This is a genomic window from Aeromonas sp. R7-4, from assembly GCF_040908055.1.
GTDB lineage: Bacteria > Pseudomonadota > Gammaproteobacteria > Enterobacterales > Aeromonadaceae > Aeromonas > Aeromonas sanarellii.
The window spans coordinates 1-15,928 of record NZ_JBFODA010000013.1; the positions used below are offsets into that span (position 1 = coordinate 1).

The 15,928-nt window shown below is 61.9% G+C and carries 15 protein-coding genes; 8 read left to right on the plus strand and 7 right to left on the minus strand.

Annotated elements, in window-relative coordinates:
- The first annotated feature begins 91 nt into the window (after positions 1 to 91).
- Positions 92 to 1,296, plus strand: a protein-coding gene (locus AB5Y72_RS02080) for an IS3 family transposase (protein WP_270822696.1) whose coding sequence is annotated in 2 segments (ribosomal slippage) — positions 92 to 410 and positions 410 to 1,296 — 1,206 coding nt in all. Because the reading frame shifts where the segments join, the coding sequence is not laid out codon by codon here.
- Positions 1,297 to 1,540: 244 nt separating this feature from the next.
- Here the strand turns inward: AB5Y72_RS02080 and dkgB are convergent.
- From dkgB to AB5Y72_RS02100, 4 genes are all read right to left on the minus strand, one after another.
- Positions 1,541 to 2,344: a 2,5-didehydrogluconate reductase DkgB gene (dkgB, locus tag AB5Y72_RS02085; protein ID WP_325782426.1), complete on the minus strand. Its 804-nt coding sequence runs from the start codon at positions 2,342 to 2,344 to the stop codon at positions 1,541 to 1,543.
- A gap of 92 nt (positions 2,345 to 2,436) precedes the next feature.
- Entirely contained in the window at positions 2,437 to 2,727 is a 291-nt protein-coding gene (locus AB5Y72_RS02090; protein WP_325782425.1) for a putative quinol monooxygenase, read from the minus strand.
- A 191-nt stretch (positions 2,728 to 2,918) separates the two neighbouring features.
- Positions 2,919 to 3,281, minus strand: a complete 363-nt coding sequence (locus AB5Y72_RS02095; protein ID WP_368198525.1) for a VOC family protein — start codon at positions 3,279 to 3,281, stop codon at positions 2,919 to 2,921.
- A 10-nt stretch (positions 3,282 to 3,291) separates the two neighbouring features.
- On the minus strand, positions 3,292 to 3,684 hold the full coding sequence (locus tag AB5Y72_RS02100) for a DUF6404 family protein (RefSeq protein WP_368198526.1): 393 nt from the start codon (positions 3,682 to 3,684) through the stop codon (positions 3,292 to 3,294).
- A gap of 190 nt (positions 3,685 to 3,874) precedes the next feature.
- Here AB5Y72_RS02100 and AB5Y72_RS02105 point away from each other — a divergent pair, with 190 nt between their 5' ends.
- Entirely contained in the window at positions 3,875 to 4,777 is a 903-nt protein-coding gene (locus AB5Y72_RS02105) for a LysR family transcriptional regulator (RefSeq protein ID WP_325782423.1), read from the plus strand.
- Between the two features lie 191 nt (positions 4,778 to 4,968).
- On the opposite strand, the gene glpK is transcribed toward AB5Y72_RS02105, so the two are convergent.
- Positions 4,969 to 6,471 (minus strand): glycerol kinase GlpK, encoded by a 1,503-nt coding sequence (gene glpK / locus AB5Y72_RS02110; protein ID WP_042077080.1) that lies wholly within the window; start codon positions 6,469 to 6,471, stop codon positions 4,969 to 4,971.
- Positions 6,472 to 6,514: 43 nt separating this feature from the next.
- Complete coding sequence (locus AB5Y72_RS02115) at positions 6,515 to 7,363, minus strand: MIP/aquaporin family protein (RefSeq protein WP_216989947.1); 849 nt, start codon at positions 7,361 to 7,363, stop codon at positions 6,515 to 6,517.
- A 490-nt stretch (positions 7,364 to 7,853) separates the two neighbouring features.
- Here AB5Y72_RS02115 and glpT point away from each other — a divergent pair, with 490 nt between their 5' ends.
- On the plus strand, positions 7,854 to 9,209 hold the full coding sequence (gene glpT, locus AB5Y72_RS02120) for a glycerol-3-phosphate transporter (protein WP_042077040.1): 1,356 nt from the start codon (positions 7,854 to 7,856) through the stop codon (positions 9,207 to 9,209).
- 101 nt (positions 9,210 to 9,310) lie between these two features.
- The gene (locus tag AB5Y72_RS02125) at positions 9,311 to 10,069 is read left to right on the plus strand and encodes a DeoR/GlpR family transcriptional regulator (RefSeq protein ID WP_042077039.1); all 759 of its coding nucleotides are present in this window, start codon (positions 9,311 to 9,313) and stop codon (positions 10,067 to 10,069) included.
- On the opposite strand, the gene AB5Y72_RS02130 is transcribed toward AB5Y72_RS02125, so the two are convergent.
- Entirely contained in the window at positions 10,045 to 10,188 is a 144-nt protein-coding gene (locus tag AB5Y72_RS02130) for a hypothetical protein (protein WP_325782421.1), read from the minus strand. The two genes, AB5Y72_RS02125 and AB5Y72_RS02130, sit on opposite strands and share 25 nt — an antisense overlap.
- A gap of 363 nt (positions 10,189 to 10,551) precedes the next feature.
- On the opposite strand from AB5Y72_RS02130, the gene glpD reads away from it, so the two are divergent.
- The 4 genes from glpD to tyrA all read left to right on the plus strand — a co-directional run bounded on the left by glpD (position 10,552) and on the right by tyrA (position 15,916).
- Entirely contained in the window at positions 10,552 to 12,039 is a 1,488-nt protein-coding gene (glpD, locus tag AB5Y72_RS02135) for a glycerol-3-phosphate dehydrogenase (protein ID WP_279981319.1), read from the plus strand.
- Positions 12,040 to 12,141: 102 nt separating this feature from the next.
- On the plus strand, positions 12,142 to 13,221 hold the full coding sequence (gene glpQ / locus AB5Y72_RS02140; protein WP_042077034.1) for a glycerophosphodiester phosphodiesterase: 1,080 nt from the start codon (positions 12,142 to 12,144) through the stop codon (positions 13,219 to 13,221).
- 363 nt (positions 13,222 to 13,584) lie between these two features.
- Positions 13,585 to 14,658, plus strand: a complete 1,074-nt coding sequence (locus tag AB5Y72_RS02145) for a 3-deoxy-7-phosphoheptulonate synthase (RefSeq protein ID WP_011705545.1) — start codon at positions 13,585 to 13,587, stop codon at positions 14,656 to 14,658.
- Positions 14,659 to 14,776: 118 nt separating this feature from the next.
- Complete coding sequence (gene tyrA, locus AB5Y72_RS02150; RefSeq protein ID WP_216989950.1) at positions 14,777 to 15,916, plus strand: bifunctional chorismate mutase/prephenate dehydrogenase; 1,140 nt, start codon at positions 14,777 to 14,779, stop codon at positions 15,914 to 15,916.
- The last annotated feature ends 12 nt before the right edge of the window (positions 15,917 to 15,928 follow it).

The window sequence follows — 15,928 nt, forward strand, 5'->3', positions numbered from 1 at the left end:
TAGATTGGCCCCTGGAGGATCCAGACACTTCGCCCCTCTTAACTTAAGAGGTAGTCTTGGAACTATGTTCAGTACTAGTCGCAACGAGAAGATGGCCGAAGTGTTAACAGGAGCCGAGCGCCGTCGACGCCGGACTCCGCAAGAAAAGATCACCATGGTGCAGCAGACCTTTGAGCCCGGTATGACCGTCTCTCATGTCGCTCGCTTGCACGACGTCAACGCCAACCAGCTCTTCAAATGGCGCAAACAATTCCAGGAAGGCTCTCTCACGGCGATCACCGCCGGTGAGGATGTTGTTCCAGCCTCAGAGTTGGCTGCTGCCATCAAGCAGATCCGAGAGCTCCAGCGTCTGCTCGGGAAGAAGACCATGGAGAACGAGATCCTCAAAGAAGCTGTGGAGGTTGGTCGAGCAAAAAAATGGATTGCGCATGCGCCCTTGTTGCCGGGGGACGACGATTAAGGGCGGTGAGCCAAGCCCTTGGTGTATCGCGTGCGCAGCTATCCGTTCATGTTCATCGAAAACCTGGTTGGCGAGATGGCCGGCAGCATCGCCAACGCGATGACAGCGCCTTGCTTGCCCGGATCATGGGCGCGCTGGCAGAGCTCCCCTCCTATGGTTATCGGCGAGTCTGGGCGCTGTTACGACGTCAGTCAGAGGCCGAACGACTGCCCGTCGTCAACGCCAAGCGAGTATATCGCGTCATGCGCGATCATGGCCTGCTGCTGGAAAGAAAACCGGCGGTTCCCTTGGCTCAGCAGGCACATAAGGGGCGTGTCGCCGTTAACGAGAGCAATCGACGCTGGTGCTCGGATGGCTTTGAGTTTCGCTGCGATAATGGCGAAAAACTCCGGGTCACGTTCGCCATGGACTGCTGTGACAGGGAAGCCTTGGACTGGGCCGCCAGCACCGGGGGTTACGACAGTGACACGGTACAAGATGTCATGCTGCGCGCGGTCGAGCGTCGCTTCGGGGATGCGTTGCCGGCCTCACCGGTGGAATGGCTGACAGATAATGGCTCGGTGTATCGGGCCCATGAGACTCGCGCGTTCGCACGAGAAATCGGGTTGGAGCCCAGAACAACGGCGGTGAGGAGTCCACAGAGCAACGGTATCGCGGAGAGCTTCGTGAAGACGATGAAGCGAGACTATATCGAGATGATGCCGAAGCCGGATAGCCGAACAGCGGTAGGCAATTTGGCGATCGCGTTCGAGCATTACAACGAGCACCACCCGCACAGCGCCTTGGGGTATCGTTCCCCTCGGGAATATCTGCGCAGTCGGGTATCACAACCCTAAGCGGGAAAGAGTGTCTGGATCTATGGGGTCAAATCCAGAGCGAGCCGGGACAAAGAGGAAAGAGGTAAGAGTTAAGGAGTAAAGGGTTGAGGGAAGGCTCTGGGGGAGGGCTTGGACGGCCGTGGCGCGATGTTGGAGACAAAAAAGCGGGAGGCATTGTGCCTCCCGCTGGTGCCGAAGAATGTCATTGAGCCTTATTTGCTCCCTTCTCCCCTGGCAGGAGAAGGGTTGGGGATGAGGGGGCTCAATCCCAATTCGGGGCGAAGTCCGGGTTGGCGCAGCGCTCGCCCCGCTCCAGGGTGGCAATCTGTGCCATCTCCTCGGGGCTGAGTTGCACCTTGAGGGCGGCCAGGTTGGCGGCGAGGTTCTCCCGCTTGGTAGAGCTCGGGATCACCGTCATGCCCTGGGCCAGCAGCCAGGCCAGTGACACCTGAGCCGCCGAGACGCCGTGGCGCTTGCCGATCTCCATCAGGAGCGGTTCGCTCAGTACCTTGCCATAGGCGAGCGGCATATAGGCGGTGATGGCGATGCCCTGCTCCTGGCAGAATTCCACCACCTTGCGGTTTTGCAGCAGGGGGTGGATCTCCACCTGCTGGTGGGCGATGGCGCCCGGCCCCAAGATCTCGACAGCCTGCTTGAGCTGGGCCACGGTGAAGTTGGAGACCCCGATCTCCCGGGTCAGGCCTTGTGCCTTGGCCTCGGCGAGCTGCTCCAGATAGACCGCCATCGGCACCTCATCCTGGGGGGAGGGCCAGTGAATGAGCGCCAGGTCCAGGTAGTCGGTACGCAGTTTTTCCAGGCTCAGCTCCAGGCTCGGAATCACCTTGCCCGGACCGAACTCGCTGGTCCACACCTTGGTGGTCAGGTAGATATCCTGGCGGGGCACGCCGCTTTCGCTCATCAGCTGGCCCACTTCGGCCTCGTTGTCATAGATCTGGGCGGTGTCGATGTGGCGGTAGCCAAGCGCCAGCCCCTGGAGCAGGGAGTCACGCAGGGGTTGGCCGGTCAGGCGAAAGGTTCCAAGACCCAGGTTGGGCATCTTCATCATTATTCAATTCCTCAGGTTATTGTTTTTTACGCTCAATCTTGTGCCGACCCGGCCCCGCGCCTATGGCGGACAGGGGACGGGCCGCAGGGACATCAGACGCGCCGGTAGCGGCCCACGATCCGGCTGGCAAACCAGGGGGAGGCCAAGCTGGCAAAGGCGATAAAGTGGGGCTGCTGCTGGTGGGCGAGCAGGGCGGCCTCGCTCTCCCACTCCTCGTGCAGCATCCAGCCGTGGGGGCTCTCCAGGCTCTGGTGCAACTGGTAGCGCAGACATCCCGGCTCTTGCAGGGTAGCCGCAATCAGGGGGTCTAAGGCGGCGCGAAACCGGTCAGAAAATTCGGGTTTGGCGTCAAGCTGGGCAATCACGATCACGGGGAACGGCATCTGAACCTCCTTGCAATTTCGGGGGCCAGTATGCCCGCCGCAGACTGGGGAATACAGGGCAGCAGTTGCAAAACACTATTGAGGTGAGTGCAGCAATGGGAGAGAGAAGAGACCGGCGGGCAGCCGGCGCCGGGGAAAGGTTAATATGTAAAGCAGAGAGCAGGGTGGGCTGGGGTGCCCACCCCTCGCTATCAGGCCGCCGGTTCGGACCAGACCGCAAACTCATTGCCGCTGGGCTCGACAAAGTGGAAGCGGCGGCCACCGGGGAAGTCAAACAGCGGGCGGTTGATGATGCCGCCATGGTGCTGCACCTTGGCTTGGGTTGCCTCGATATCGGCGCTGTAGAACACCAGCAGGGCGCCCCCCTGATGGCTGTGACTGCACATATCTGCGCGGTAGAAGCCGCCATCCAGCCCTTCCCCTTCGAAGGCGCAGTAGTCGGGGCCGTAGTCGGTGAACTGCCAGCCAAAGGCGGCAGTAAAGAAGGCCTGGGTGGCGGCAAGATCCCTGGCCGCGAACTCCACATAGTTCAGTTTTTCATGGGCCCTGGTCATGAGGATCTCCTTATCGGTGTTTCGGTTGCCAGCGTTTCTGCGTGCGGATCGTGGAGTGGGGCAAGGCTTCCCAGGGCGTCAGCTTGAGCTGCTTGCGCCGAAACCAGAGCCAACATGCCATCAGCAGGCCCACCCCGAGGCCGAACAGGAGTCCCTGGCGCAGGGCAAACCCCAGGCTCACCTCATGCTGCCAACCGAAGAACCACATCAGCACTCCCCAGATAGCGCCGGTGGGCAGACCCAGAGCAAGGATGTTGACCAGAAAGCGCTCGTAGTGGGGTGGCCTGAGTCGCAGGCCCAGTCTGCGCAGCAATCTGAGCAAGGGGGGATTGTAGTTGGCGTGCCACACGCCTTTGCTTTCAAGCTCCTGGTGGGCTGCCGCCAACCGCTCCTCGAAGTTCATGATGTTCATCCTTGCGATGGTTTGGCGCCATACGATGCCAATTTTCGGCATTGTAACCACAAGGCCGGGAGCAAAACAGGCGGTTGCTCACGTTATGCGGACGGCAAGATCCGTCTCTGGTGACGTCTGCCTTGCCAACCCTGGGCCATTGCGCCTATAAAGCCCCATTACTCTTGCCTGGACAACAACAATGAAGACCCATTCCGATGAACTGACCCTGTTCGTGGCCGTGGTGGAGGCGGGCAGCTTTCGCCAGGCGGCGGAGAACCTCGGCATGGACAATTCCGTGGTGAGCCGCGGCATCAAGCGCCTCGAAGAGAAGCTCGCCACCGTGCTGCTCAATCGCACTACCCGCCGGGTCAGTCTGACGGAGGAGGGGAGCTGGTTCTATCAACGGGCGGTGAAGATCCTGACCGAGATGAGCGAGGCGGAGGGGCTGCTGCTGATGCGCCGGGAGCAGCCGGAGGGCGTGCTGCGGGTCGATGCCGCCACCCCCTTCATCCTGCACCGGCTGGTGCCCATCATCGGCGAGTTTCGCCGCCGTTACCCCGGTATCGAGCTGCAACTGCACAGCTCCGAGGGCTTTATCAACCTGATGGAGCGGCGGGTGGACATGGCCATTCGCATCGGCGAGCTGACCGACTCCTCCCTGCGGGCCCTGCCGCTCGGGCGCTCCAAGCTGCGGCTGCTGGCCTCGCCCGGCTATCTGGCTGCGCGCGGCACCCCGCGCCAGCCGGCGGATCTGCTGACGGGTCACGAGCTGCTCGGCTTTTTGCACCCCGATCACCTCAACCACTGGCCGCTGCTGAGTGCGGAGCAGGGGGACAGGTTCGCCATCACCCCGACCCTGCGGGCCAGCAGCGGCGAAACCTTGCGTCAGCTGGCGCTGGCGGGGCAGGGGATCGTCTGCCTGTCGGACTTCATGACGGGGGATGATCGGACGAGCGGCGCCCTGGTGGAGGTACTTGCCCGCAGCAACAGCGGTGCCTCGCGCCCCATCAATGCGGTCTTCTATTCCGATGCCCAGCGGGACATCCGGCTGCGGGTCTGGCTCGATTTCCTGAAGGAGCAGCTCGGCGCCGAGGCGTTGTAGAGGGCATGCCGACAGTTCCAACCCCCTCCCGGCCTCCCCCTCCACGAGGGGGGGCATTTTCTCCCCCCCTTGGCAAGGGGAGGGCTGGGGTCGGGGGCGGTCAGAACACTCGCGCTTGCCAATAAGAAAGAGGCCGACATCGCTGTCGGCCTCTTCAGTTTTTTCATCTCAAGGATGCACCGGTTGCCCGATCAATCCTCCTCGGCCCAGCGGCGTGAGCGTTCCACCGCCTTCTTCCAGCCGTTGTAACGCTTGGCGCGATCGTCCCTGTCCATCTGCGGGATGAACTCGCGGTCCACGCTGAACTTGTCTTCCAGCTCTTCCGAGCTCTTCCAGAAGCCGACGGCCAGGCCGGCCAGGAAGGCGGCGCCCATGGCGGTGGTCTCGATCCGGGTCGGACGCACCACGGGGGTGTGCATCATGTCGGCCTGGAACTGCATCAGGAAGTCGTTGGCCACGGCGCCGCCGTCCACCTTCAGGGCCGCCAGCTTGATGCCGGAGTCCTGCTGCATGGCATCCAGCACGTCGCGGCTCTGGTAGGCGATGGATTCCAGCGCGGCACGGATGATGTGGTTGCGGTTCGCGCCCCGGGTCAGGCCGACCATGGTGCCGCGAGCGTACGGATCCCAGTAGGGGGCACCCAGACCGACGAAGGCCGGTACCAGGTAGACGCCGTTGGTGTCGCCCACCTTGGAGGCGAAGTAGTCGGTGTCGCGGGCATCGTGGATGATCTTGAGCTCGTCACGCAGCCACTGGATGGTGGCGCCGCCCATAAACACCGCACCTTCCAGCGCGTAGTTCACTTCCCCTTTCGGGCCGATGGCGACCGTGGTCAGCAGGCCGTTGCTGGAGCGCACCGGCTCGGTGCCGGTGTTCATCAGCATGAAGCAGCCGGTGCCGTAGGTGTTCTTGGCCATGCCCTTCTCGAAGCAGAGCTGACCGAACAGGGCAGACTGCTGGTCACCGGCGATGCCGGCGATGGGGATGCGGGCGCCGCCACCACGGGTGGTGTAGCCATACACCTCGGAGGAGGGCTTCACTTCCGGCAGCATGGACATGGGGATGCCCAGCTCGTCCAGCATGCGCTGATCCCACTTCAGATCGCGGATGTTGTAGAGCATGGTGCGCGACGCGTTGGTCGGATCGGTGACGTGCACCTCGCCGTTGGTCATCTTCCACACCAGCCAGGTGTCGATGGTGCCGAACAAGAGCTCGCCGTTCATCGCCTTCTCGCGGGCCCCTTCCACGTTGTCCAGGATCCACTTCACCTTGGTGCCGGAGAAGTAGGCGTCCAGCACCAGGCCGGTGTTCTCGCGCACATACTCTTCCAGGCCGCGGGCCTTGAGCTCCTCGCAGATGGCGGCGGTGCGGCGGCACTGCCAGACGATGGCGTTGTAGATGGGCTTGCCGGTGGCCTTTTCCCAGACGACTGTGGTCTCACGCTGGTTGGTGATGCCGATGGCGGCGATCTGCTCGCTGTGCAGGCCGCTCTTGGCCAGCACTTCGGTGAAGACGGAGGACTGGGTCGCCCAGATCTCCATGGGGTCGTGCTCAACCCAGCCCGCCTTCGGGTAGTGCTGGGTGAATTCGCGCTGGGAGGTCGCGACTATGTTGGCATCCTGATCGAAGACGATGGCACGGGAGGAGGTGGTTCCTTGATCCAGCGCGACGACATATTTCTTTTCAGCAGACATGATGTTCTCCACGTTCTTATTTTCCACGTTGGGGGGACCGCTCTCAGGCGGCGGCCTCTTCTTTATTGGACAGCTTGGCGGCTTCTTCGGTGGCGACGCGGTTGCCCGGGACGCAGGGAGCCAGCACTTTCACATAGAGGGCGGTACCAAGCTGGGCGCCGACGATGGGACCGAGGATGGGAACCCAGAAGTAGGGATTGTCACGACCGCCGGTCAGGGCCACGTCACCCCAGCCTGCGACGAAGGCGAACAGCTTGGGACCAAAATCACGGGCCGGGTTCATGGCAAAGCCGGTTAACGGGCCGAGGGAGGCGCCGATCACCGCGATCAGGATGCCGATCAGCAGGGCGGCGGCGAAGCCTTTGGGGGCGCCGTTGTTGTTGTCACCCAGTGCCATGATGCCCAGCATCAGCACGGCGGTGATCACCAGCTCGACCGCGAACGCCTGCATGTTGGAGAGCAGGGCATTGGGGTAGGTGGAGAAGATGCCGGCGGTGCCGAGGCTCTCGACGCTGCCGCGCACCACGTTGTGGGTCAGCTCCCACTGGGTGAACAGGTTGCTGTAGAGGGCGTAGACCAGGGCGGCGGAGGCGAAGGCCCCGGCTATCTGGGCGATGATGAAGGGCACCACCTTGCGCTTGTCGAAGCCGCAGAAGGTCATCAGGGCCAGGGTCACGGCAGGGTTGAGGTGGGCACCGGAGATGCCACCGGTCACATAGATGGCGATGGCGACACCCAGGCCCCAGGTAATGGAGATTTCCCATTGCCCGAAGTTAGCGCCAGCCAGCACCAGGGCGGCCACGCAACCGACGCCGAAGAAGATCAGCAGGCCGGTGCCGATAAACTCGGCGAGGCACTCGCCAAGCAGGGTATTGGGTCTTTGTATGCTCATAGTTGTTATTCCTTATATCCACCCACAGTAGGTTTGATGTTCCGTTTCGTTATCTTGCATTCCCATTTATTGCGTCCGAAAACGTTTCTTCTTGTTGTTTGAGTCTGCGCAAACGTTATGCTCGTTTGCGCTCGTTCTTGGACGAGTGAGAAAATAAACCTTCTGTGCCAATTCACCAGACCCCCGCCACCGGAAATGTGGGCAAGATCCCACTCATTGCTAAGAAAATGTGACGAAAAGCAACTCTCAGGGTCTCAAATACTCCTTAGTGGGTACCCCAAACCCTTGTTCCACGCGGTCTGGCCGTCGATGAGCGATCACTCACGGGGTTATTTATTTTGTAATAAAACTGCAATAATTCCGTCTGCATCACAGATTAAATGTTCACAAATGAGCACAATCAGCTCGCTTGCGAATCAGGACTCATCTGGTCGCCAGCTTGACCGGGGCACCCTCAACCGCCCATGACAACAATAAAAGGAAGCAGAACATGCTTAGTCTCTTCAGGCCTGCACCCCATATCGACAGGCTACCGGCCGACAAGATAGATCCCTTCTACAAGCGCCTGCGCTGGCAGGTGTTCTTCGGGATCTTCTTCGGCTATGCCGGCTACTACCTGGTACGGAAAAACTTCAGCTTGGCGATGCCCTACCTCATCGAGCAGGGCTTCTCCCGCGGCGATCTGGGTCTGGCCCTCTCCGGGGTCTCCATCGCCTACGGCCTCTCCAAGTTCCTGATGGGGAACGTGTCGGACAGATCCAACGCCCGTTACTTCCTCTCCGCCGGCCTGCTGCTCTCGGCCGGCATCATGTTCATGATGGGCACCATGCACTGGGCCACCTCCAGCATCGCCATCATGTTCGTGCTGCTGTTCCTGAACGGCTGGGCACAGGGCATGGGCTGGCCGCCCTGCGGCCGCACCATGGTGCACTGGTGGTCACAGAAGGAGCGGGGGGAAATCGTCTCGGTCTGGAACGTGGCCCACAACGTGGGCGGCGGCATGATAGGCCCCCTGTTCATCCTCGGCATGGGCTGGTTCAACGACTGGCGCAGCGCCTTCTACGTGCCGGCGGCGGCGGCGGCAGCCATCGCGGTGATCGCCTTCTTCGTGATGCGCGACACCCCGCAATCGGTCGGTCTGCCCCCCATCGAGGAGTACAAGAACGACTATCCGAAGGATTACAACGAGAGCCACGAGCAGGAGTTCTCCGCCAAGGAGATCTTCATGAAGTACGTGCTGCACAACAAGCTGCTCTGGTACATCGCCATCGCCAATGCCTTCGTCTATCTCATCCGTTACGGCGTGCTGGACTGGGCGCCCACCTACCTGAAAGAGGCGAAGGATTTCAGCGTGGATCACTCCTCCTGGGCCTACTTCCTCTATGAGTGGGCGGGGATCCCGGGCACCCTGTTGTGCGGCTGGATCTCGGACAAGATGTTCAAGGGCCGCCGCGCCCCGGCCGGCATCCTGTTCATGGTGCTGGTGACCCTGGCGGTGCTGGTCTACTGGTTCAACCCGGCGGGCAACCCGACCATCGACATGATGGCCCTGGTCGCCATCGGCTTCCTCATCTACGGCCCCGTCATGCTGATCGGTCTCTACGCCCTGGAGCTGGCGCCGAAGAAGGCGGCCGGTACAGCGGCGGGTTTCACCGGGCTGTTCGGTTATCTGGGCGGCGCGGTCGCGGCCAACGCCATGCTGGGCTATACCGTCGACCACTTCGGCTGGGACGGTGGCTTCATGGTGCTGACCATTTCCTGCGTGCTCTCCATCGTGCTGCTGGCCATGACCCTCAAGCACGAGAACATCTCGATCGCGCACAAGGCCGCTGCCGATAAGGCATAAAACGTGATCCTGCCCTTATCGATTGGAAAAGGGATAGGGTACACTGCCAAAGGCCCCGCACCTGCCGGGGCCTTTTTTCGTCTCATCTGCGGAGTGCAAGCGTGAAGCAAACCCAACGACATCTGGAGATCCTAGACGTCCTGACCCGGCAGGGTTTCGTCTCGACCGACGATCTGGTGACCCATTTTGACGTCAGCCCCCAGACCATTCGCCGGGATCTGAACGATCTCGCCGAACAGAACAAGATCCGGCGCCATCACGGCGGGGCCTCATTGCATTCGAGCACCGTCAACACCGCCTACAGCGCCCGCAAGGTGATGCAGCTCAAGGAGAAGGAGCGCATCGCCCGGGAGGTGGCCGCCAACATCCCCGACGGCTCGTCCCTCTTCATCGACATCGGCACCACCACAGAGGCCATCGCCCGTGCCCTGCTGGATCACCGGGAGCTGCGCATCGTCACCAACAACCTGAACGTGGCCAGCATCCTCACCGCCAAGGATGACTTCACCGTCATCATCGCCGGGGGCGAGATCCGCAACCGGGATGGCGGCATCGTGGGGGAGGCGACCCGCGACTTCATCGGCCAGTTCCGCATGGACTACGGCGTCATCGGTATCTCGGGCATCGACAGCGACGGCTCATTGCTCGATTTCGACTACCACGAGGTGAAGATCGCCCAGGCCATCATCGCCCATTCCCGCCAGGTGTTCCTGGCCGCCGACCACACCAAGTTCGGCCGCAACGCCATGGTCAACCTCGGCAACCTCAGCCAGATCCACGCCCTGTTCACGGATCAGGAGCCGCCGGAGAAGCTGATGCGCCTGATGTCCCAGCATCAGATCGCCTGCCATATCTGCTGATATTTCCACTGCTCTAGCATCAGGCCGCCCTGTGGCGGCCGGTTTTCTTTCTGCACCCCCCGGTCTGCGGCGTCTCCTTTGCGGCGCCAGAGAGGCCAGTCCCAGGCGCTGAATTCCATACCTTGAGCCCCTGACTCTGCAACTGCACATCAGGAGCCAGTTCCCCCGACACCAGGCGCTTGCCCCAGACGCCCGGCGGCATGCCCCATGAGGGTTTTCACGCCATCGCGTCCATCGCCTTGTCTCGTGCACGTTCCCTCCCATCCGGGACCCTTTGCCCGCCTCCCTGCCCGGGACTGGTGTTTCCGGTAACCCGTCCGGCTTGCCAGGCCGTCACCGACTGGCAGCATTTTTAGCATTGTGAAAACAATCGCGATCACATTTCTCTCACGAAATGTTCGTTTATTGGTTTTTCATGTTCTAATATGAGCGAAATCAAACATTGCTGTCATGGCAAACACAAAATAAGAAAGTAGGTGAACATGAGCGAACATTATGATCTGGTCGTCGTCGGCGGCGGCATCAACGGGGTCGGCATCGCGGCAGATGCGGCGGGGCGGGGGCTGAAGGTGGCGCTGTTCGAAGCGAGCGATCTCGCCTCTGCCACCTCGTCAAACTCCAGCAAGCTGATCCACGGCGGCCTGCGCTATCTCGAACATTACGAATTCCGGCTGGTGAAAGAGGCGCTGGCGGAGCGGGAGGTGCTGCTTGGCATGGCGCCCCACATCGCCCGTCCCATGCGTTTTCGCCTGCCGCACCGACCGCACCTGCGCCCGGCCTGGATGATCCGTGCCGGCCTCTTTCTCTATGACAACCTGGCCAAGCGCGACAAGCTCAAGGGGAGCTGCGGTCTGCGCTTCCTGCCGCAGGACGGTCTCAAGAGCGGTATCCACAAGGGCTTTGAATACTCGGACGCCTGGGTCGACGACGCCCGCCTGGTGGTGCTCAATGCCATGCTGGCGCGGGACAAGGGTGCCGATGTGCAGACCCGCACCCGCTGCGTCAAGGCGGTGCGCGGCTCCAAGCACTGGACCCTGACGCTCGAGCGGGAAGGGGGCGAGCAGTTCACCGTCAGCTGCCGCGGTCTGGTCAATGCGGCGGGCCCCTGGGTCAAGACCTTCTATGACGAGAGCCTGCACGAGAAGTCCCCCCGCGGCATTCGCCTCATCAAGGGGAGCCACATGATAGTGCCGCGCATCCACGAGCGCGAAGAGGCCTACATACTGCAAAACGAGGACAACCGCATCGTCTTCGTCATCCCCTATCAGCAGGATTACTCCCTCATCGGCACCACGGACGTGGAGCACAAGGGGAGCCCGCGGGAGGCGAAGATCAGCAGCGCCGAGATCGACTATCTGTGCAAGGTGGTCAACGCCCACTTCACCAGGCAGATAAGCCCGGCGGACGTGGTCTGGACCTACGCCGGGGTGCGCCCCCTGTGTGACGACGAATCCGATTCGCCCCAGGCGGTGACCCGGGACTACACCCTCGAGCTCAGTGGCGAGTCCGACGGGGCGCCGCTCCTGTCGGTGTTTGGCGGCAAGCTCACCACCTACCGCAAGCTGGCCCAGGCCGCCTGCAACAAGCTCAAGCCCTGGTTCAGCCAGATGGGAGAGGACTGGACCGCCTCCTGCCGGTTGCCCGGTGGCGAGTTCGACTGCTCGGTGCGCGAACTGGCGCGCGCCTTTGCGCTGGAGTTCGACTGGCTCGATGATCGCAGCGCCCTGCGCATCGCCGAGGCCTATGGCGCCCATGCCCGCCTCTGGCTGAAGGAGGAGCGCGGTCAGCACTTTGGCGCCGGGCTGTATGAATCCGAAGTGCGCTATCTCATCGCGCGCGAATGGGCCCACTCCCTGGAGGACATACTGTGGCGCCGCAGCAAGCTGGGGCTGCGCCTGTCCGAATCCGAACAGCAGCAGCTCGGCGCCTGGCTGCTCGAACACCACCACGCCCTGCCCAAGGCCAGCTGATGACCCACGGCGGGCGGCCTTTGCCGTCCGCCGTCAAACTGCAATAAACCTCTGCTATAACAATCACCTACACCAAATAAACAATAACAAAGAGAACCCTTGATGAAACAAACTCACCGTACCCTGGTGGCCCTTGGCCTCGGGGCCGCGCTGGCGCTGCCCGCGCTGGCCTCTGACGAAGGCAAAATCGTCATCGCCCACCGTGGCGCCTCCGGCTACCTGCCGGAACACACCCTGGAATCCAAGGCCCTGGCCTATGGCATGGGCGCCGACTATCTGGAGCAGGATCTGGTGATGACCAAGGATGACCAGCTGGTGGTGATGCACGATCACTTCCTCGATGGCATCACGGATGTGGCCGAGCGCTTCCCCGGCCGGGCTCGCCCGGATGGTCGTTACTATGTGGTGGATTTCACCCTGGACGAGGTGCGCTCCCTGCGCATGACCGAGCCGTTCCAGCTGGTGGACGGCAAGCAGGTGCCGGTCTATCCGGCGCGCTTCCCGCTCTGGAAGTCCAGCTTCAAGATCCATACCTTCCAGGAAGAGATCGAGATGATCCAGGGGCTCAACAAGAGCACCGGCAAGAACATCGGTATCTACCCGGAGATAAAAGCCCCCTGGTTGTTCCGCCACGAGGGCAAGGACATCTCCAGGGCGGTGCTGAAGGTACTGAAGGAGTACGGCTACACCGGCAAGAACGACAAGGTCTATCTGCAGTGTTTCGATGCCAACGAGCTCAAGCGCATCAACGGCGAGCTGATGCCCGCCATGGGCATGGATCTCAAGCTGGTGCAGCTAATGGCCGAGACCGACTGGAACGAGACCATGGTCTACGACGCCAAGGGCAAGGCGACTCCCTACGACTACGACTGGATGTTCAAGCCGGGGGCCATGAAGACCATCGCCACCTATGCCGAGGGGATAGGTCCCTGGAAACCCATGGTGGTGACCGAGCCGGGTACTCCTGGCAAGCCTGTCTTCACCGGCATGGTGAAAGAGGCCCACGCGGCCGGCCTCAAGGTGCATCCTTATACATTCCGTCAGGATGAGGGGCAGATCCCTGCCTATGCGAAAGACTTCACCGATCTGCTCAACATCTTCCTCTACCAGGCCGATGTGGATGGCGTGTTCAGCGACTTCCCCGACAAGGCAGTCGAGGCTATCAAGGCCCACGGCAAATAATAAAAGAAGAGCAACACGGGAACGCAAGCGGGGCCAGGTGCCCCGCTTTTTTTGTGCCCGGTGTCATCGCCGGGATGAGGGGCGGTGAGAGGGGGCAGAGAGGGAGAATGTTGAAAATGGATGGTTGTAATTAAATATTTACAGTTTGGCGCTGCTCAGGCCCCGCGAGTCGCTACTTTCGAGTTGTCTCATCCTGCATTCTTGGTCATTTATCCATCTATCAGCGTGAGCAGACGCTAGTTTCACTTGATTGTTTGTTTTTCCTTGGTAAGGTGGGGGCGGTTGCGTAACAAAGCGCTGACTTGTGTAAACAAAAATGAACGGCCGGCGCCCTTGGCTTGAAACAGTAGAGAGAATGAGAAGATGCAAAGAGATCCCCTGAACAACATCCATATCCAGTCCGAACAAGTGATGATCACGCCTGCCCAGCTCAAGGAGAAACTGCCCATCTCCGATCGTGCGCTGGCATTCGTGCAAGGGGCTCGCAACACCATCGCCGACATCATCCACCGTCGCGATCACCGCCTGCTGGTGATCTGTGGTCCTTGCTCCATCCACGACATGGACGCCGCCAAAGAGTACGCAACCAGACTCAAAGCGCTGCATGACGCCTATCAGGACTCTCTCTACATTGTCATGCGGGTCTACTTTGAGAAGCCGCGCACCACGGTCGGCTGGAAAGGCTTTATCAACGATCCGAACCTGGACGGCACCTTCGACGTGGAGCTGGGGCTGCACCGCGCCCGCGAGCTGCTCTGCTGGCTGGCCGAGCTGGAGTTGCCGCTGGCCACCGAGGCGCTCGACCCCATCAGCCCGCAATACCTGGCGGAGCTCTTCTCCTGGTCGGCCATCGGTGCCCGCACCACCGAATCCCAGACCCACAGGGAGATGGCCTCCGGCCTCTCCATGCCGGTCGGCTTCAAGAACGGCACCGACGGCAACCTGGGCACTGCCATCAATGCGCTGCAGGCGGCCTCCAGCCCCCACGCCTTCATGGGGATCAACCAGCAGGGCCAGGTCGCGCTGCTGCAGACCCAGGGCAATCCGGATGGTCACGTGATCCTGCGCGGTGGCAAGCACCCGAACTACGACTCGGTCAATGTGTCGCTTGCGGAAGAGGCGCTGGAGAAGGCGGGCCTGCTGCCCGGCCTGGTGGTGGATTGCAGCCATGGCAACTCCAGCAAGGATCACCGGCTGCAGCCCAAGGTGGCGGACAACGTGATCCACCAGATCCAGGAGGGCAACCGCTCCATCATAGGGGTGATGCTCGAATCCAACCTGTTCGAAGGCAACCAGTCCAGCGAGCAGCCCAAGTGCGAGATGCGCTACGGTGTCTCCATCACCGATGCCTGCATAGACTGGGAGACCACGGATGCGCTGCTGGCCCGCTGCCACAGCCAGCTGGCGGCACCACTTTTGGCCAGAACCAAGGCATAAGCCGTGGTATCTTGTCAGCACTGATTGAACAATCGAGGTGCCACCGGCCGAGGCGGTGACACCTCGTTGCCTCTTGAATCACAGGGCGTCGCTGCGGGCGGCGCCGCAGGGACCGGACATGGCTGAAGAGTTGAATGCCCTCAGGGACAAGATAGATGCGGTGGACAAGCAGCTGATTGATCTGCTGGCCGCCCGTCTCGCCCTGGTGGGGGAAGTGGGGGAAGTGAAGAGCCGACACGGCCTGCCCATCTACGCGCCGGATCGGGAGGCGAGCATGCTGGCCCGCCGCCGAGAGGAGGCGCAAGCCCTGGGGGTGCCCGGCGATCTCATCGAAGACGTGCTGCGCCGGGTGATGCGCGAGTCCTATATTCTGGAATCCGCCAGCGACAAGGAGCACCACTTCAAGTGCATGAAGCCGGAGCTTGGCAAGGTGGTGATCATCGGGGGTCAGGGCCAGCTCGGCCGCCTGTTCGGCAACCTGTTCAGCCTCTCGGGCTACCGGGTCGAGACCCTGGGTCAGGCGGACTGGCCGCGCGCAGACGAGATCCTGCACGGCGCCGGGCTGGTGATGGTGGCCGTGCCCATCGACGTCACCTGCGAGGTGATCGACCGGCTCGGCAACCTGCCGGCGGACTGCCTGCTGGTGGACGTGACCAGCGTGAAGGCGGCTCCGCTCGAGCACATGCTGGCGGTACACCAGGGGCCGGTCCTCGGGCTGCACCCCATGTTCGGGCCGGACGTGGCGAGCCTCGCCAAGCAGGTGATCGTCTGCTGTCAGGGGCGCGAGCCCGCCGCCAGCCAGTGGCTGCTGGATCAGATGACCATCTGGGGGGCACGGCTGCAGCAGGTGGAGGCCAGGGCCCACGACGAGGCGATGACCTTTATCCAGGCGCTGCGCCACTTTGCCACCTTCGCCTACGGCTGGCACCTCTCCCGCGAGCAGGCTAACATCGACCGCCTGCTGGCGTTGAGCTCCCCCATCTACCGGCTGGAGCTGGCCATGGTGGGACGGCTGTTCGCCCAGGATCCCCACCTCTACGCCGACATCATACTGTCGTCGCCGCAGAATCTGGCGATGATCCGCCGCTACTACCAGAACTTCGGCGAGGCGCTGGGGCTGCTGGAGCGGGGGGATCGGGAGGGCTTTATCGAGGCGTTCAGCCAGGTCTCCGGCTTCTTCGGCGAGCGGGCGGACGAGTTTTTGCGCGAGAGCCGCACCCTGTTGGCGCAGGCCAACGATCGTCGCCATCACGGCTGAGTGCGCTGCATA